Source organism: Nitrospira defluvii (assembly GCF_905220995.1).
Lineage (GTDB): Bacteria > Nitrospirota > Nitrospiria > Nitrospirales > Nitrospiraceae > Nitrospira_A > Nitrospira_A defluvii_C.
Genome location: NZ_CAJNBJ010000001.1, coordinates 1,411,508 through 1,428,135, shown reverse-complemented (window position 1 = coordinate 1,428,135; position 16,628 = coordinate 1,411,508). Strand labels below are relative to the sequence as shown.

Genomic DNA, 16,628 nt, shown 5'->3' with positions numbered 1-16,628 from the left:
GTTTCGGCTACGAGTTGAGACAAGACCTTTCATGCGCTATTGCGGCAACGTCACCACCATCTTATCGATGTGGCCTTCTTTCAAATGAAATTTGACGAGGGAGGTGGGAACAATTCGCTCAACTTCGAGGGGCTCCATCTCGTGAGTCACGACCACCACCGCGGTCTTCAACGCGTACGTCCGGCCATCAATACGAATCGTCGATCCCTGCATCTCATCAATCACACCGGATTGAAACCCGACGGTCGAAAACAACATCGACTCCTGGCTTTGCTCGACGTCGGCGTAGACGGAAGGCGATCTCACCGGCGCCAGTATCAGGAGCCCAAGTACGACAAGGCAAATCGTGCGTGTCATGACCATCCCCCTTCTCAGCTGACCTTTTTTACACATGTATCGCCGAGCAAACATCCGTACACCGACGTCACCGTACTATTCGAGCCGGTTGCCGTGTTCGTTGCCGCACAGGTGATGCGGTAGACAAATTCCGTCGAGATCACTCCACTACCTTGTCCGTCTTTGGAATGGGCATACAGCCGGTCGATGTCGCCATTGACCGTAAAGCCGGGCATGTTCGTCATGACAAAATTTGGATCCGTCGCTGCTGAGTCGGCATAGTTTTCGGCCAATGTTCCGGTGGGCGCCGGCGACGGAAGGGGCGAGGTGCCGTAGATTTCCTGCGCGAGGATCGTGGCATTGGCGACAGGAACGGGGCCTGTCGGCGCAATGAATGCTGCCGGAAGGATTCCTGGGGGCGACAACGTTTGCTGGATGATATTCACCCCGAGGCCTTCACAGGAATCCGCTGCCGCCACCACCGCCTCGGTCGTGCGAAAGAACCCCGCCATCCGATTCTCCATGCTGGTCACGGTGATCGAGGCGATGCCGAGTATCGACAAAATCAACAGCATCAACATGACGGTCAGCAGCGCGATGCCGTGCTGCCCTTCCACAGCAGTAGTGGCCTGCATCCGTTGCCCGGCAGTTGTGACCTGTCGAAGACTCATGACCCTATCTATCATTACAAATTCCTCGGTTGGATCGTGCGGATCACCACCCGCCTTCGCTGCTGTTGATACGTCTGTGCGTCGTAGCCGGCATCCGCCGATGGATTGTGATCACCGACGATCACCGGTCCAGTCGTATTGACGGCTTTGGTTCCCTTCTCATCCAAGCCGTCGTCGGTTTTCGTCGGCCTCACCACCAGGCTCACCTGCGCCATTCTGATCTTGTCCGGCGTCCTGGGTGTGATCGCCCACGAGCCGTTGGAAACAAAGTCCCCTTGCGAGAACGTTGGGAAACCGCCGGACGAGGACCCGTCCTGATCATCGATCACGCCATCTGGATAGAGAGGATTGGGCGCGGATTGGTTGCACCCGTCACACGCATAGGTGATCTGCATATCCTCCACGCCATCGACGAGTGGCACATTGTCTCGAACCAGGCAGGGAGCATCACTGCCACAAGTGGCCGGCGTATTGGTGATAATTTGATATCGGACGCATTGCATCAAATACACCGGAGTGCCGACGGGAAATTGTCCGCTCACGTAGTTCCCCGTGCCGAATCCGATGGACGTCGCGCCGATGGTCTTGACGGTTTTTGACAGTGCTCCCCCGATCGAAACGGTCGAATTGACCGCCAAGCCCTGAGCGACCATTTCAGTAATGGCAGTTCCTGAGAGGCTTATCGAATCTTCCAGTGCCACCGCGTTGGCTGTGCCACCCGCCGCTGCCGTTAGGGTCCATCCCGTGGTATTCATCACCGGTAGCACCATCGAGATGCCATCAGGACCGCTATCCGCTGCATTTGGTGATTGGTCCTGAGGGAGGAGTCCGACCGGTTTAGTCACGGCACCAATGGTCGCGTTACAGGCACCTACCGCCGTACTCGACGGATCGGTGGCATTGTAGTTATACCCCGCAAGTTTGATATCTCGACTGAGGAGGTCGATGGCTAACCGGACGTTCTGCTGAGTGTCGGCCACCTGACTATTCACCACATTGGCGCGATTCGACGTCACAACCGTGGTCATCATTGCCGCCACGATCACGACGGTGATCAACACCGCTGCCATCAACTCGACAAGCGTGAAGCCTTGTTGATTTCCTGTCACTCGACGCATGGTCGTGCTCCACCCCATATCTATTCAGGCGCAATGATCGTGGTGAACGCGGCAGTCTTGTTGCGAGAGGTACTCACATCTGTCCTTCTGGTCTGCCAGTTCAGAGTGACCGTGACCAAGAAGCGATTCATCGTCACGGGGTTCGTCGTCGGATCAGGATCGAGACGAGTGGCTGTCACGGTGCCAACAGCCAACTGGAGACCGGAGTTGGCCACCAGCGTTGACCATTGCGTACAATCACCCCAGGCCATACGTTGCGTACTGACGCTCTGCGGACAGGCCGCATTCGTAGCCGTGCCATGGTAATCCAGCACACGCTGGCGGTTATTTTGAATACGCTCGGCCATGTCCGCCGCAAGGTTTGTGACTCGCGACATGTCGTTGGCATCCACATTCTTTCCCAGCGCCATTCCCGACAATCCCGCCAAACCCAACAGGCCGACCGAGAGCACCCCTGCCGCAAACATCGCCTCCAACAAGGTAAATCCTCGTTGGCGGCGCGCTATGGCAGCAAATTGTCTTGTATCGATTCCCATGCTCGTCATTCCGCCTCTAGGGGCAGCTCGCGCGGGCGCACCAATTCACCTTGCCTGCCGGTGTGATGACCAGGGAATAGACTGTTCCGTGCTGTGAGACCAAGGTCAGGGGCACATTCACTGACGACCCGCTCAGCCCCTGCCTCGTGAATTGCACCGTCGGGCCGCCGGTAAACCCAACAATCCCTTGGGGCAGCACGATAGGAGCGAGCGCACCACCGAAATCCACGTTCACTCTCCCAGAGACCAGAGCCAGCGTCACGGTGACAGCAAGGTTGCGGTTCATGGCCGCCATCCGGGCCAGAGTGAGACTTCCAGCAAGTTCGGTCGTACCTTGCTTCAGCTGATACCGCGCATTCCATTGGAGATAGTTGGGAACGGTCACCATGGCCAGAATGCCGACGATCGCCACCGCGATCATCACTTCGATAAGGGTGAACCCCACCTGAGAACGGGCGGCGGCAGTTCCTGACTGGTAGCGGTGGCTACACATAGCAACAGGCAGATGAGCAAGTGCCATGCCGATGACGCCGCGCCAAAACTTTATCGCAAGCCTTTGATATATAGGGCTTGTTCATTGAGGCAGGCGTACAATTCCGCGCGTTTCGCAATCCAACAAATGACAATTTTTGCCGAGGGGCTTGCGATAGTGCTTCAGGAGAGGAGCCAGAATTTAGATGGGAGTGCGCCCACCGGGCAACGCGCGAGGACAAAGACACGGGATTTCCGGCCGCACGTAGGCTCACCACCACTTTGCCGGGTTGGCCTAAATATGTGCTGAAGCGGAATGATCCTTGACGGAGGGCAACATGTCATTGCGGGAGAACAGTCACGCCACTATTTGATCGCTACCGCTCGCACCTGCTTGTAGGTCGTCATTCCCTGAAGGACTTTCTCGATCCCGTCTTGGAGTAATGTCTTCATACCTTCGCTCTTCGCGAGAGCCAACAATTCACCCGTGCGAGTTCGTGCCTGAATCAGCGCCTTCATGCGATCAGAGACCACCATGAGTTCATGAATCGGTACCCGTCCATGATAGCCGCTGTGATTGCACGCCTCACACCCACGCCCCCGGTATAACGTAAGCGACGTAGATCCACCAGCGTGAACGCGCTCCCATTCTCCGAGGCCAAATGCCTGAACTAACTCCTCAAATTCGTTACGAGTGGACTGGTACGCCTCACGACAATTGAGGCAGATACGCTTGCATAACCGCATGGCCAGCACACCCAGCATAGCATCAGAAAAATTGAAGGGATCGCACCCCAAATCGAGCAATCGCACAACGGTTTCCACGGCGCTATTCGTATGGATGGTGCTGAAGACCAGGTGTCCCGTCAGAGAGGCTTCAATAGCGATATCGGCCGTTTCCTTGTCTCGCATTTCTCCGATCATGATCACGTCCGGATCCGCCCGTAGAAATGCCCTCATGGTGGTCGCGAACGTCAGGCCGATCTTAGGATGAACCTGCACCTGTCGTAGGCCGTCCTGCGTGATTTCGATCGGGTCTTCTGCCGTCCAGATCTTCCGTTCGTCCGTATTGATCGATGCCAGAATAGCGTGCAAGGTCGTGGTTTTGCCTGAGCCCGTAGGTCCTGCGCACAACACAATGCCGTGCGGCTTCTCAGCCAACGCGCTGACCAACCGACGCGTTTCATCGCTGAATTCAAGATCGTCAAGACGCCGAGGCCCATTGGCACTCAAGAGCCGAATGACCACATCTTCGTTAAACCCCGCGGTGGGGAGCGTCGCAACACGTAATTCGATCTCCTGCCCTGTACTCAGCTTGAATCGAATCTTTCCATCCTGAGGCTTTCGCCGTTCTGCAATATCCAGACTGGCCATGATCTTCACCCGAGACACAATCGCACGACGATACGCAGCCGGGATCTTCATATAGATAAAACAGCTGCCGTCGACGCGAAAGCGCACCGCCGTTTCCTTTCGATCGGAATAGGGCTCGATATGGATATCGGAGGCGCCGCGCCGATACGCCTCCGCAATAATCTGGTTCGCGAGGCGAACAATGGCCGAATCGTTTTCCGTGATCGCCGCAATGGTCGCATTCTGCTGCTCTTCCAACTGAGCTTCACTCACCAGCTCGCCAAGGATGTCATTGATCGGATCACCGACCTCTCGTCCGGACACCTCACTGAGGACACGCTCAATGTCGGCTCTCAGGCCGACACGGTACGAGATAGCCTGTCCGGGGAACGCCCGCCGAATATCGAGAAGCTTGTCGGCATCGTGAGGGTTGTCGATCAGCACGTCGACTCCAGAGCTGTGGCGCCGAAGCGGAACCCAATGATTCATTCTCAGATAATCGAAGCTCAAATTTTTCAACAGATCACGCTCGACGACTATCTGTTCATCATAGTCAAGAAAGGGACAACGATAAAATTCAGCCAACGCGGCGCCGATGGCCGGCTTAGGGATTCGATACCGATCCATGAGGCACGTGGCTGCGTCAAGCCGTTTGCGTGCCGCTTCCGACAGAGCGATTGCCAATTCCTCCTGCCGAAGAAACCCCTGTAGAACAAGCTGGTCATAACGGCCACGGCCGTGCGTTTCCTGTGCACGTGAAACGGATTGACCTACTCCCGCTGACGGTAGTGCGGATACAGTTGCACGAATCATCACATCAGTTCCTTTCTCACGGTCTGAGGCTGAGACTCTACGACAAGGATGTACACTCCCCTGAGAGCTACAGCTTGGCCTGCCAACTGCCAGGCGCAACGAACACCAGTGGCAACCCTTGCACGAACCCCTCGCGAAGATCATGGTTGTACCAGACCTCTAGCGTACTCGATCCATTGGTTCCATCCGCAATCGTGCCCTGCGCCACCACTCCGCCATAGACCTTAAGGTGTCCCGCATACCGCACGTCTCCCGCCGCATACAACACACCCTGCAGATGGATGCCTGACAAGTGCACGGGGATTCGAGCCCCAAGCGAATGTTGTCCATCTGGAGGTGGACTCAGCGCGGGGACGGCTCTTCCCGCTGGGCCCGCCTTCCAGAGCACATGGGCATTCACGATGAAGATACCTTCCGCATAGTCCTGCTCCAGCACGATCGAGCCCAAGTTATCGAGGCGGGGCGGCATCCCATCAAGTGTGTCCACAAAAACAAGTCCCCGATGATCCCCCGGCCCCCTTGAAGCAAACACCTCCGACGCAGGGCGTCCCAATCCCGGCTGAATCACACCGCCCGGATATAACAGACCGTCCCGATCGATCCCATACAACTGACCAAACTGCATGGCCATTCGCTTCAATGTTGCATACTCCCACTGATCCACCTGAATACCGGGGATCGGTTCCTGATGAGCCTGGAGGTTCAATGGGACATCCGCCCACGCTTCGAGAGGCAGTTGAGCAAACCTAGCGTCCCCCCCGATCTTGATGTTAAACCAACGATCGGTGCGTTGCCCCATCTCGTCATAAGTCTGCCCCGTCACCGGAGCAAGGGCGCTCTTCACCGGCAGCTCGCTCGGTTTTGGGAAATGAGCCTGGCCACGAACGATCATCTCCCCCCAGTGAGCAAACACAACTCCGGCACCCAATTCACTAAACTGACTCCCCAGCGCACCGCTCTGCAGGGGGGCATGCAAGGTCGGAACGGCATACGCTCCGAATTCCACGGATGATGTCTTCGTCACCCGAGCGGCCTTGCCGGCTCCTGCCGTCACCTCCACCGTGCAGAGCAAACCGGGTCGCGTCGCTCCGTACACTCGTAACTTAAGAATCCTGGCCAGCCCCTTGAGAGACTTGAACCACCCTGTTTGAGGATCGTTCAGCAAGCGGTCGTGCTGGGGATTGGCCGCATCAAAGACCATGTCGGGCTGAGCGACGGTGCCCACGAATTGGGCACGCCCCTCCGCATCAAAATATGAGGGATCGCCTTGCGCATTGACGAATCGCTTCGCGAACCATGTCGTCCCGATCTCCTGCGGCACAAGCGAAGGATCGTGAAACCATCCCATCACGACATCAACAGCAGATTCCGCAGCGTGATGGGCGAGACGCTCTTCCTGCAGCACACTGACGCCGACAACCTCCTGTCCAGCCAGATGCATGGAGGTCATCCCCAACAGCGTCAACAAACACACCACCATCAACACCGCCAACAAGGCAATACCGCGCTCATCCCGTTGGTTGCCGACACGTCGCTGCGCGTTACTCATATCCATGTTTCTCTTCCTTCTTCCTCATTACGTCCGAATCGCGATATCTCTCGAGAGCACCAATCCTTGCGTTCCGACCTCTATCCTCACTTGCACACGGACCACCTCCCGCGCATCGTCCGTCACGTTTCCAAGCCTGTTGAAATATCGCAGTTGGAAACGGCGCACGTCGCTCAATAGCGTACTGACCCCACCATCCACCTCGCGCATCAGCCGCAGCGCCCCCTCTCCTTGGGGTTTGACGTAATAGCGTACGCGATTGAGCAGAAACACAGCACTGCGGATCTGGAACTGTTCCGTCGGCGGTGTGGCGAGCGTCAGCTGGTGCTTCCGGCCGTCCGCCGCCAGTTGATTCCACATACAACGCGTCGCTGAGCACAACACGATCTGCTTTCCCCTCGGCCAATCAGTGCCATCGTCTACCTGCAAATCCTGCAAACCGGGAACCGCACTCTGCGTCAAGGTGGTGGCGGAACTGCTCAGATTGGCGAAGAACTCGGCTTCGTTTGCTTCCGCTTTCAGAAATGGAGCCTCGCCCCCCAACAACCCGCTGCTAGCCAGACGTAGCTCGCTGCACAGCACATCCATCCCCAGCCGCAATTCCTGGTTCCCGATCATCGCGACTTGTTGCTGGCTCAACCGAAGACCATACGCCGCAAAGGCTTGGATCGCAGCCGAGATTCCAACACTGCTGATCGCCAAGGCGATGAGCAGTTCAACGAGACTGACCCCAGCCGAACCCAATCGTGTATCGGCCTGTTTTCGCGCTACGGAGCTCGCCCAAACCCTTGTGATGTTCATCATGAGAGCACCGGCAGGCCAGCATAGCGCGGGTTGGCGCGGATCGTACGAACCCGCACCTCCCGTTCCTCCCCTCCCAGCACCCTGAATAGTGCTCGTGCTTCGATAATCGCGAGACTGGCGGCACCGGGCTGCCTGCCGCGATTGAATTCCACCGTCCACACCAGGCGTATATTCGAACGCGACATGCTTCCGGTAAAGATCCCGTCTCCATTCGTCATATCCTCCTGCGTTCCGTCGTCATGCATGACCGACTCCGCCGTCCCGTCTTGATCCAAATCATCCGTCAACAACTGTTCCCACGGTAAGCTGCGCTTCTGCTCCATCCGCGACTCCACCATCGCCAACGCCGTCGTCGTCAACGCCCCGCGCTGAAGGCCCTGCTGCGCCCACTCACACATCGCGATCGTCCCAATCACGCCAATGGAGAGCACCACCAAGGCGACCATGCTCTCGACCAGCGTGAATCCGCCTATTCCCTTCACCAGGACACCTTGCTTCATGATCCTCCCCATCACATATTTCATGACACCACCACCCGTCCCGTGAGACTCACCGTGACCTGGTGCATCACCCGTCGCGAATCGACGAGCACCATGGTCGTCGCTGTTGCCGAACGCCCACTCGGCTGAAAGACGATTTCGGGCCGCGTACTCATTGAGTCGACGACCGTCCCTGTCTGCCCAAACTCATAGCGACGAAACGCACGCTGATCACCGTCCATGCATTCCGTCCTCAACTCGGACTGCTCCAAGTTCACCACCACTCGAACACGCTCATGCCGCGCCATTGCCAACTGCCTGGCCATACGCAATTCAGATGCAATTTCCGTCACCGTCGCATGCTGGCGATGTTTTGCAACCAACGCCGTCCAGCCAGGCACGCTCACCCCCATCACCACTGCCAAGACCGCTAGCACCACACACAGTTCCACGAGACTCACTCCACGTTCACTCATGCCTACTCCTTTCGTCGAGCGTGTAGAGCGATTCCAAGTTCCATGCCGTTGCCTAGGCACAGGACACGCGGGAGACGACAGTGCTGCCGACCTCTCAAAACCGCACGGGAACATGCCGGGATTTCCAGAAACGACTCAGTAGTGGAGGTCCGTCAACACCGGAACTCACTGCAGTCAGGAGGCAGGTACAATTGTGAACTGTTCCCAATCAGATACAGTTCTACATCGATTCAGATACAGAGAAACATCGGCGAAAATGCCGGAGAAGTGGCTCTGCAAGCCAGTTTGCGGGTTATTACTGGGGGACGGCGATCAGCGACCAATACCAATCAAACAGCGGTTGATGGAACAGGAGCGCAAGGAGGGAGCCTGCTGCAAGGAAGGGGCCGAAGGGGATATACTGATCGCGACGCATGATTCCGAGGGCCATCAACCCCACACCGACCACGGAGCCAAGAAACGATCCGATCATGATGGCCAACAACACCGGCTTCCATCCGATGAATGCGCCGACCATGGCCATCAGCTTGATATCGCCACCCCCCATACCTTCTTTTCCAAACACATATGGGCTCGCCCAAGCCAACCCCCAGAGAAGCCCTCCCCCCAAGACCACACCGAGCAGTGAGTCCACCAAGCCTATGGGTAGAATCACGGCGGCACAGAGCAGGCCGATGACGATTCCCGGTACCGTCACCGCATCGGGAATCATGGTGTGCGAGAGGTCGGTTCCCGTAATCACGATCAGGGCGGAGAGCAAGCCGGCGTACACATAGGCCTCCCCGGAGAACCCGAACATCCCAAATATCATCAGATATCCGAGGGCATTCGCCGCCTCAACCAGCGGATACCGGATCGCGATTGGCACCCCGCAGGTGCGGCACCGCCCCCGCAAGATCAGATAACTCACGATCGGAATATTGTCGTAGCTCGCGATTGACTTCCCACAAGACGGACAATGAGAGGATGGCCATGCCACGGACTCCTCACGCGGCAAGCGATAGATGCAGACATTCAGAAAGCTGCCGATGACTGCACCGAACACACATACGATCACATAGGACATCATGAGGACACTCGTATCGATCGACCTTGCTGCACCCTCTACCGTAACAGCAGATAATACGTATTAAGGCCTAATATTTTAATACGAGAAACATCAGACCCGCCGGCCGGCGCTTTCCATTTACAAACGCCCGAGGCACTGCGTATAATCCGGCATCGATTTGGGCACGGGAGGTCGCAGGCCTCAATCTGTGAATTGCCTTTACCCGAAGTGGAGCTAGATGTACATGTCGACAGCCGCCAGGACCACCAAAAGTCGAACCAAAGCCATAGTCGCCGATCCGATCCCTCTCCCTCGCAAACGACGCCCGGAAGCGCTGACCACCCGGGAGCAGGAAATTCTTGAGCTGATCTGGACTGGATTTAAGAACAAGGAAATCGCGCAGCGCCTCAAAATCAGTGTCAAAACCGTTGAGGCCCATCGGGCAAACATGATGAAGAAAATTCGGGTCTCCAATACCGCCCAACTGCTCAAGGCTGCCATTCAAGGGAAAATGTTGAAGCTCCGGTAACCCGGTCGCCTCACACCGTTCCGCCTCCCCCCTCTCGACGCTGGCGCACCGCTTCATAGAGTACGACGGCTGCCGAAACCGAAACATTCAGGGAACTGACCTTCCCCAACATGGGAATCTGCGCCGCATCATCACAGGCAGCGCGAACACCGGGACGCACACCCTTGCCCTCTCCCCCAAATACCAATGCAATCGGGCCTCGAAAATCCAGCTGTGTATACGACTTCGGAGCCTCAGCATCCAACGCGTACACCCACACACCCACGCTCTGAAGACGCTCGATCCATCGCGCAAGGTTTGGGACACGCCCGACAGGCATATAGTCGACGGCGCCGGCTGAAGCCTTGGCGACCACACTGGTCAGCCCCACCGCACGACGTTCTGGAATGAATACGCCCTGGGCCCCTGAGGCTTCAGCCGTTCGGAGAATCGCTCCGAGGTTGTGCGGATCCTCCACTCCATCCAGCAATACCAACAGCGGCGTGTGGCCGACCGCCCGAGCGGAAGCAAGGATGTCTTCCGGCTCCGCATAAGCTTTCGCGGCCACGAACCCAACGACACCCTGGTGGTGCCCCCCTGGAACAAGGCGATCCAGCGCGACGCGCGGCTCGACGTACACTGGAACCCGCTGCTCCCTGGCCAAGCGTACGATTTCGCCGAACTGTCGATCGGTTCCCAGCACGGACAACCGTTGAAGCGGGCGAGCACCGGCGCGGAGCGCCTCGCGAACGGCATGGAGGCCGTAAATCAGCTCCGGGGAATTATCGCTTCCAGCGGCTGGTGCCATCCGGTCGATCCTCAATCGTAATGCCCTGGGACGCCAACTCGGCTCTGAGCTGGTCGGCAAGCTTGTAATTCTTGGATTGTTTCGCGGCCAGCCGCGCGGCAATCTTCGCACCAATCTCTTCATCCGACAGGCCTGCCTTCTCGCCGTCAGATGTCCCTGAAGCAACCAGCTTCGGTTGGCTCTTGAACTGCCAGTCGTCGGACTGCAGGAGACCCAACACCGCGCCCAAGCTCCGAAACTCTTCTCTGACGAACCGACGCGTGTCACCGGACAAACCGCCATCGAGAGCTTTGTTGGTTTCCCCGCGGAGCTTTTGCAGGGCGGCGACAGCGTTGGGCGTATTCAGGTCGTCATCCATGGCGTCGACAAAGGCTTGCCGCGCTCGAGCCATTGTCTCGCGCAACGACAGATCAGCGATTCCTTGCTCGGGAGCCGTCTCCTTGAGTCGGTCGAAGAGGTCGTAGAATCCATTGAGGGCATTCTTCGCTTCCGCCAGGCTTTGATCAGAAAAATCCAACGGGCTGCGATAGTGCGTGGAGAGCAGAAAGTATCGCAACATCTCGCCTGTGACTGCATCGGGCCATTCAGACTTGTCGAAAATTTCGCGAATGGTAAAGAAATTCCCCAAAGACTTGGACATCTTCTCCTGATTGATCTGCACAAATCCGTTGTGCACCCAATAGCGCGCGAATTCTTTACCGGTCGCTCCGCACGATTGCGCGATCTCATTCTCATGATGCGGGAAGATCAAATCCATCCCACCGCCGTGAATGTCGAAGGTCTCACCAAGATGCCGCATCGCCATCGCCGAGCATTCGATATGCCAGCCTGGACGGCCAGGGCCCCACGGGCTGTCCCAGGATGGTTCACCGGGCTTGCTCCCTTTCCACAAGGCAAAATCCATAGGGTGACGTTTTCGCTCGTCCACGTCGACACGCGCGCCCGCCTGCAAATCATCAATCTTGCGCTTGGAGAGGCGACCATACACCGGGTACCGATCGACTTGGAAATAGACATCCCCTTCGACGCGATAGGCCATTCCCTTGGCCAGCAAGGTCTCCACCAGGGCGACAATGTCGGCGATGTGCTCCGTCGCCTTCGGCTCAAGGGTGGCCCGTCGAACTCCGAGCTTGTCCATATCGTCGTAATACGCCTTGATGTACGTCGTCGTGATGTGCTCGCAACTGACCCCTTGTTCATTGGCGCGCTTGATGATCTTGTCATCGACATCGGTGAAGTTCTTGGCAAACTCCACGGCCATGCCGGAATATTCCAGGTACCGTCGCAACACATCAAAGACTAACGCACTGCGGGCATGCCCGATATGACAATAATCGTAGACCGTGACTCCGCACACGTACATGCGGACCTTCCCGGGGGCCATTGGTTTAAACAGGTCTTTGTGACCGGTCAGCGTATTGTAGACACGCAGCATAATCCGTCATTACTCCACAGATGCACGGCGCTTCGGCCAGTGTGACCAGAGAAAATACCCGAGGCCCAGGGCGAGACACAACCCGATCACCAGATCCGCATGATGGAAATACTGATGCAACTGATTCCAGTGCTCCCCCATCTTCAAGCCCACATAGGCCAGCGCGTAACAAAAGGGCACCGCTCCAACAAACGAATAGAGCACGAACTTTTTGATGTCCATGCGCGCGATGCCCGCCGGGAGGGAGATGAATGTTCGCACCACGGGCAAGAGCCGGCCGATCAACACCGCCGCCTCGCCATGTTTGGCAAACCAACGGTCGGCCAAATCGACATCCTGCTGGGAAATGAGCACATAACGCCCATAGCGCTCGACGAACGGACGACCTCCCCATACCCCCACATAGTAGGCGACCAGCGACCCAAGCACATTCCCGATCGCGCCGGCCAGTGTCACTCCCAGCAAGGAAAACTGTCCGGTGGAAACCAGGTAACCGGAGAAGGGCATGATGATTTCACTCGGCAGGGGAATGCAGGCGCTTTCGATCGCCATCGTAATCACGATACCGGTGTAGCCGAACGTCGAAATCGTCGCAATGACGAATCGCCCGAGCACCTCGATCAACCACTCGATCAGGCCGCTCATACACGGGACCTCCCTGGCACACGCCGACGCCCGCGGGGCCGGCTCACGAGCGGGCGCGAAAGCGTCCCCTCCCAGGCTTTGAAGTGATCCAACATGGCGTGATGGGTTGTATCGAGGCGGATCGGTGTCACGGAGACCATATGACGCGCCAGGGCTTCATGATCGGCGTCTTTTTGCCGACTCCACGATTGCCGAGTCCCGGCGATCCAATAATACTTTCGCCCCCTCGGATCAACCTTCTCCACGATGGGATTGTTGAAGCGGCGCCGACTGAGACAGGTCACCTTGACCCCCTTGATTCCACGCAAGGGAACATCAGGGATATTCACATTCAAGATGGTTTCCGGCGGCAAGCCGTGCGCCAATACTTCTGACGCCACCCGAGTTGCATATCGGGCTCCGACCTCAAAACGAAATGTGTCTTCACCTTCCTGAGAGACGGCCACAGAAGGAATACCGAGAATCGTCCCTTCCAAGGCACCCGACACCGTGCCGGAATACATGACATCATCACCGAGATTGACGCCGCGATTGATCCCCGACACGATGAGGGCAGGCTTGTCCGGCAAGACCTTCACGAGCGCAAGATTGACACAATCCACCGGGGTCCCGTTGACCATGAACACCCGAGGGGCCATTTTGGTGATGCGGAGCGGCTTGTGCAAGGTCACCGCATGCCCGACCGCAGTCCGCTCCCGATCCGGGGCGACAATCCATACCTCTCCCAACGCACCGAGTGCGGTTGCCACTGCATGAATCCCGGGAGACGCAATCCCATCGTCGTTGGTTACAAGAATCCGTACACGCGCCACGCCTGCTCCTTATGTATCGAGCCCGTGAAGAAAGGGGAGAATCGGAACCGTCGGAATAAGGGGAGTGACAAGAGAGGGGAGCACACTCACACAGGCGCGCGCATAATCGGTCGCAGTTCTCAACGTGCCTCAGGACAGTGCGTGCTGGACAACATCATGCCGATGGTCGGGGCGGCGGGATTTGAACCCACGACCCCTCGCACCCCAAGCGAGTGCGCTACCGGGCTGCGCTACGCCCCGACACGACCGACATCGATGTGACCTACACGGTTGGACGCAGCCGCCCGCATCACCGGAACGAGTTATGCGGAATGTGAATCGATCATCCGGATGATCGCCTGGAGATCGCCCCTGACACGTTGCGCCAGTTCTTTCCGCGAGCCGCTCTTTTTAACGGTTGCCCGTCCTCGACGGGCCCAGTACCGCTTCACGCCTGCCAGCGTGTGCCCTTCATCATAGAGCATTCGCTTAATCTCCAGCACTGTATCCACATCACGCTGCACATACAGACGCTGATTGCCGCGGCTTTTCTTGGGCCTCAGGAAGCTGAATTCCGACTCCCAAAACCGCAAGACATAAGCCGGCAATTTAGAAATCTTGCTGACTTCGCCGATCTTATAAAAAACCTTACTTCCCAGTCTGGGCTCATTCCCCATGACCGGTCCTCATGCTGCATGTGCTCGTGGCAAGATGGTGACTAAGAATTGACGTACTTCTTAAAGACCTGACTGGGACGAAACGTCACCACTCGACGGGGAGTAATGCCGATTTCTTCACCGGTTCGAGGATTGCGTCCCTTCCTGGCCCCTTTGCTTCGAACGACAAAATTTCCAAATCCCGCGATCTTGACCGCATCGCCTTTTTGGAGCACCCCCTTCAGCAGATTGAGCACGAGTTCGACGATATCGGCTGCATCGTTTTTAGACACTCCAACCTGCTTGAAGATTTCGTTCGCGATATCCGCCTTTCTCATGCCTTTCCCCCCGCCGTCCACTAGCGTCGTTCCTTAGGAAGTGCTTCTTGGTGTCGAGCGTCCAAGACAAAGAATTTCCCCATAAGTTACGTGAGGTTACCTGGCCTGTCAAGGATTATATGTGCCGAACGGAGGGAAAACAGCGCTAGCGGTCGGTGAGCAGCAACTTGTACTCGATGCTGTCGGCCAGCGCCTGCCAGCTGGCCTCCATGATGTTTTCTGACACCCCGACTGTGCCCCACTTGTCCTTGTGATCTCCCGATTCGATCAACACCCGCACCTTCGATTCCGTTCCCTTTTCCGCCGATAACACTCGCACCTTGTAGTCGAGTAATTTCACTTCACGCAGCTGCGGATAAAACTTCTCCAACGCCTTACGGAGCGCATGGTCGAGCGCATTGACCGGGCCAGCCCCCACGGCCGCCGTGTGTTCGACCACATTACCAACCTGCACCATGACCGTCGCTTCCGACAGCAGGAGCCCATGTTCCTGTTTTTTTTCGACAATCACGCGAAAGCCCAACAATTGAAAGGACGGGCGATGACTGCCCATCGCCTTCCGCATCAGCAACTCGAACGACCCTTCCGCACCTTCGAATTGATAGCCCTGGCTTTCTCGCTCTTTGAGCGTTTCAACCAGCTCCTGCAGTTTCACATGGTTCTTGGTCAACGAAATGCCATAGGCCTCGACCTTCTCCAACAGCCCGCTACGGCCCGCGTAGTCCGAGACGAGGATCCGGCGACGGTTGCCCACGACCGCGGGATCGATGTGCTCATAGGTGGCCGCGTTCTTGAGGACCGCATGAATGTGCACGCCCCCCTTATGCGCAAAGGCCGCATCCCCGACGTAGGGCTGCCGCTTGTTCGGCATGAGATTAGCGATCTCCGTCACGAATCCCGACACATCCTTCAAATGGGTCAGTTTGTCTCCGAGCGCCGGCCGTTGCATCTTCAACTGCAAGTTCGGAATGATGGAGCACAGATTGGCGTTACCACAGCGCTCGCCGATCCCGTTGATGGTGCCTTGCACCTGTACGATTCCCGACTCCACCGCCACCAGCGAGTTGGCGACCGCCATCTCACTGTCATTGTGCGCGTGGATGCCCAGCGGCACGGGGCACTCCTGCTTCACTACGCGGCAAATCTCGCGAATCTCCCAGGGCATGGTGCCGCCGTTCGTATCGCAGAGGATCACGCGCTCGGCCCCTCCGGCAATCGCCCGGCGGATGGTTTGGAGTGCATAGTCGGGATTGGCTTTGTAGCCGTCGAAAAAATGCTCGGCGTCATAAAATACCCGCCGATTCTTCGATCGTAAATAATGAATAGAGTCTTCAATGAGTTCCAGGTTCTTCGCGAGGGCGATCCCTAGTGCATCCGTCACCTGAAACGACCAGCTCTTTCCGAAGAGCGTAATGGTCGGCGTACCTGAATCGACCAGCGCTTGAAGGTTCTTGTCCTTACGGACAGAATTACTGGCCTTCCTCGTCGAGCCGAATGCCACGACGGTCGCATTGCGAAGCGGAACGGTTTTGATTTTCCGAAAAAACTCAATGTCTTTGGGGTTCGCCCCTGGCCATCCACCCTCGATGAAGTGCACCCCGAGTGCGTCGAGCTGTTGCGCCACACGGAGCTTATCCTCCACGGAAAAACTCACGTCCTCCGCCTGAGCACCGTCTCGCAACGTCGTGTCGTAAATTTCCAGCGCCGACGCCGGGGTGGCAGTGAGGCTCGGCACCGAAACAGGCTCCGCAACACGAGGGCGGCGGGAGGGTGTGGTTCGACGTGTCATAAAT

The 16,628-nt window shown here is 57.2% G+C and carries 19 protein-coding genes and 1 tRNA gene; 1 reads left to right on the top strand and 19 read right to left on the bottom strand.

Annotated features, from left to right (window positions below; genetic code table 11):
* Positions 1-36: 36 nt before the first annotated feature.
* The 11 genes from KJA79_RS06970 to KJA79_RS06920 all read right to left on the bottom strand — a co-directional run bounded on the left by KJA79_RS06970 (position 37) and on the right by KJA79_RS06920 (position 9,675).
* Positions 37-357 (bottom strand): hypothetical protein, encoded by a 321-nt coding sequence (locus KJA79_RS06970; protein ID WP_213041254.1) that lies wholly within the window; start codon positions 355-357, stop codon positions 37-39.
* A gap of 14 nt (positions 358-371) precedes the next feature.
* The gene (locus KJA79_RS06965; protein WP_213041253.1) at positions 372-1,007 is read right to left on the bottom strand and encodes a PilX N-terminal domain-containing pilus assembly protein; all 636 of its coding nucleotides are present in this window, start codon (positions 1,005-1,007) and stop codon (positions 372-374) included.
* Positions 1,008-1,021: 14 nt separating this feature from the next.
* Positions 1,022-2,125, bottom strand: coding sequence for a PilW family protein (locus tag KJA79_RS06960; RefSeq protein WP_213041252.1), 1,104 nt, complete (start codon positions 2,123-2,125; stop codon positions 1,022-1,024).
* Between the two features lie 20 nt (positions 2,126-2,145).
* Complete coding sequence (locus KJA79_RS06955; protein ID WP_213041251.1) at positions 2,146-2,661, bottom strand: type IV pilus modification PilV family protein; 516 nt, start codon at positions 2,659-2,661, stop codon at positions 2,146-2,148.
* A gap of 16 nt (positions 2,662-2,677) precedes the next feature.
* Complete coding sequence (locus tag KJA79_RS23140) at positions 2,678-3,181, bottom strand: GspH/FimT family pseudopilin (RefSeq protein ID WP_213041250.1); 504 nt, start codon at positions 3,179-3,181, stop codon at positions 2,678-2,680.
* 317 nt (positions 3,182-3,498) lie between these two features.
* On the bottom strand, positions 3,499-5,298 hold the full coding sequence (locus tag KJA79_RS06945) for a GspE/PulE family protein (RefSeq protein ID WP_213041249.1): 1,800 nt from the start codon (positions 5,296-5,298) through the stop codon (positions 3,499-3,501).
* A gap of 67 nt (positions 5,299-5,365) precedes the next feature.
* Positions 5,366-6,853, bottom strand: coding sequence for a pilus assembly PilX family protein (locus tag KJA79_RS06940; protein ID WP_213041248.1), 1,488 nt, complete (start codon positions 6,851-6,853; stop codon positions 5,366-5,368).
* 21 nt (positions 6,854-6,874) lie between these two features.
* Positions 6,875-7,651, bottom strand: a complete 777-nt coding sequence (locus KJA79_RS06935; protein WP_213041247.1) for a PilW family protein — start codon at positions 7,649-7,651, stop codon at positions 6,875-6,877.
* On the bottom strand, positions 7,648-8,151 hold the full coding sequence (locus KJA79_RS06930) for a type IV pilus modification PilV family protein (protein WP_213041246.1): 504 nt from the start codon (positions 8,149-8,151) through the stop codon (positions 7,648-7,650). The genes KJA79_RS06935 and KJA79_RS06930 overlap by 4 nt, the downstream gene beginning before the upstream one ends.
* 20 nt (positions 8,152-8,171) lie before the next feature.
* The gene (locus KJA79_RS06925) at positions 8,172-8,606 is read right to left on the bottom strand and encodes a GspH/FimT family pseudopilin (protein WP_213041245.1); all 435 of its coding nucleotides are present in this window, start codon (positions 8,604-8,606) and stop codon (positions 8,172-8,174) included.
* A 295-nt stretch (positions 8,607-8,901) separates the two neighbouring features.
* Entirely contained in the window at positions 8,902-9,675 is a 774-nt protein-coding gene (locus KJA79_RS06920; protein WP_213041244.1) for a prepilin peptidase, read from the bottom strand.
* A 217-nt stretch (positions 9,676-9,892) separates the two neighbouring features.
* Here KJA79_RS06920 and KJA79_RS06915 point away from each other — a divergent pair, with 217 nt between their 5' ends.
* On the top strand, positions 9,893-10,183 hold the full coding sequence (locus KJA79_RS06915) for a LuxR C-terminal-related transcriptional regulator (RefSeq protein ID WP_213041243.1): 291 nt from the start codon (positions 9,893-9,895) through the stop codon (positions 10,181-10,183).
* 10 nt (positions 10,184-10,193) lie between these two features.
* Here KJA79_RS06915 and rlmB read toward each other — a convergent pair whose 3' ends face one another.
* The 8 genes from rlmB to cimA form a co-directional block, all read right to left on the bottom strand.
* Positions 10,194-10,970 (bottom strand): 23S rRNA (guanosine(2251)-2'-O)-methyltransferase RlmB, encoded by a 777-nt coding sequence (gene rlmB / locus KJA79_RS06910; RefSeq protein ID WP_246507464.1) that lies wholly within the window; start codon positions 10,968-10,970, stop codon positions 10,194-10,196.
* Positions 10,945-12,408: a cysteine--tRNA ligase gene (gene cysS, locus KJA79_RS06905; protein ID WP_343224241.1), complete on the bottom strand. Its 1,464-nt coding sequence runs from the start codon at positions 12,406-12,408 to the stop codon at positions 10,945-10,947. The genes rlmB and cysS overlap by 26 nt, the downstream gene beginning before the upstream one ends.
* A gap of 6 nt (positions 12,409-12,414) precedes the next feature.
* The gene (locus tag KJA79_RS06900) at positions 12,415-13,041 is read right to left on the bottom strand and encodes a DedA family protein (protein WP_343224240.1); all 627 of its coding nucleotides are present in this window, start codon (positions 13,039-13,041) and stop codon (positions 12,415-12,417) included.
* A 5-nt stretch (positions 13,042-13,046) separates the two neighbouring features.
* The gene (surE, locus tag KJA79_RS06895; RefSeq protein WP_213041241.1) at positions 13,047-13,862 is read right to left on the bottom strand and encodes a 5'/3'-nucleotidase SurE; all 816 of its coding nucleotides are present in this window, start codon (positions 13,860-13,862) and stop codon (positions 13,047-13,049) included.
* A gap of 163 nt (positions 13,863-14,025) precedes the next feature.
* Positions 14,026-14,102: transfer RNA gene (locus tag KJA79_RS06890), tRNA-Pro, on the bottom strand.
* Between the two features lie 62 nt (positions 14,103-14,164).
* Positions 14,165-14,518 (bottom strand): MerR family transcriptional regulator, encoded by a 354-nt coding sequence (locus KJA79_RS06885; RefSeq protein ID WP_213041240.1) that lies wholly within the window; start codon positions 14,516-14,518, stop codon positions 14,165-14,167.
* A gap of 41 nt (positions 14,519-14,559) precedes the next feature.
* Positions 14,560-14,835 carry an integration host factor subunit alpha gene (locus KJA79_RS06880; RefSeq protein WP_013250598.1) on the bottom strand — a complete coding sequence of 92 codons (276 nt, stop codon included), beginning with the start codon at positions 14,833-14,835 and terminating at the stop codon, positions 14,560-14,562.
* Between the two features lie 145 nt (positions 14,836-14,980).
* Positions 14,981-16,624 (bottom strand): citramalate synthase, encoded by a 1,644-nt coding sequence (cimA, locus tag KJA79_RS06875; protein ID WP_246507459.1) that lies wholly within the window; start codon positions 16,622-16,624, stop codon positions 14,981-14,983.
* Between the last annotated feature and the right edge of the window lie 4 nt (positions 16,625-16,628).

Coding starts and splice junctions, on each gene's coding strand:
- KJA79_RS06970 (WP_213041254.1), bottom strand. CDS start 357: ATGACACGCACGATTTGCCTTGTCGTACTTGGGCTCCTGATACTGGCG.
- KJA79_RS06965 (WP_213041253.1), bottom strand. CDS start 1,007: ATGAGTCTTCGACAGGTCACAACTGCCGGGCAACGGATGCAGGCCACT.
- KJA79_RS06960 (WP_213041252.1), bottom strand. CDS start 2,125: ATGCGTCGAGTGACAGGAAATCAACAAGGCTTCACGCTTGTCGAGTTG.
- KJA79_RS06955 (WP_213041251.1), bottom strand. CDS start 2,661: ATGGGAATCGATACAAGACAATTTGCTGCCATAGCGCGCCGCCAACGA.
- KJA79_RS23140 (WP_213041250.1), bottom strand. CDS start 3,181: ATGGCACTTGCTCATCTGCCTGTTGCTATGTGTAGCCACCGCTACCAG.
- KJA79_RS06945 (WP_213041249.1), bottom strand. CDS start 5,298: ATGATTCGTGCAACTGTATCCGCACTACCGTCAGCGGGAGTAGGTCAA.
- KJA79_RS06940 (WP_213041248.1), bottom strand. CDS start 6,853: ATGGATATGAGTAACGCGCAGCGACGTGTCGGCAACCAACGGGATGAG.
- KJA79_RS06935 (WP_213041247.1), bottom strand. CDS start 7,651: ATGATGAACATCACAAGGGTTTGGGCGAGCTCCGTAGCGCGAAAACAG.
- KJA79_RS06930 (WP_213041246.1), bottom strand. CDS start 8,151: ATGAAGCAAGGTGTCCTGGTGAAGGGAATAGGCGGATTCACGCTGGTC.
- KJA79_RS06925 (WP_213041245.1), bottom strand. CDS start 8,606: ATGAGTGAACGTGGAGTGAGTCTCGTGGAACTGTGTGTGGTGCTAGCG.
- KJA79_RS06920 (WP_213041244.1), bottom strand. CDS start 9,675: ATGATGTCCTATGTGATCGTATGTGTGTTCGGTGCAGTCATCGGCAGC.
- KJA79_RS06915 (WP_213041243.1), top strand. CDS start 9,893: ATGTACATGTCGACAGCCGCCAGGACCACCAAAAGTCGAACCAAAGCC.
- rlmB (WP_246507464.1), bottom strand. CDS start 10,970: ATGGCACCAGCCGCTGGAAGCGATAATTCCCCGGAGCTGATTTACGGC.
- KJA79_RS06885 (WP_213041240.1), bottom strand. CDS start 14,518: ATGGGGAATGAGCCCAGACTGGGAAGTAAGGTTTTTTATAAGATCGGC.
- KJA79_RS06880 (WP_013250598.1), bottom strand. CDS start 14,835: ATGAGAAAGGCGGATATCGCGAACGAAATCTTCAAGCAGGTTGGAGTG.
- cimA (WP_246507459.1), bottom strand. CDS start 16,624: ATGACACGTCGAACCACACCCTCCCGCCGCCCTCGTGTTGCGGAGCCT.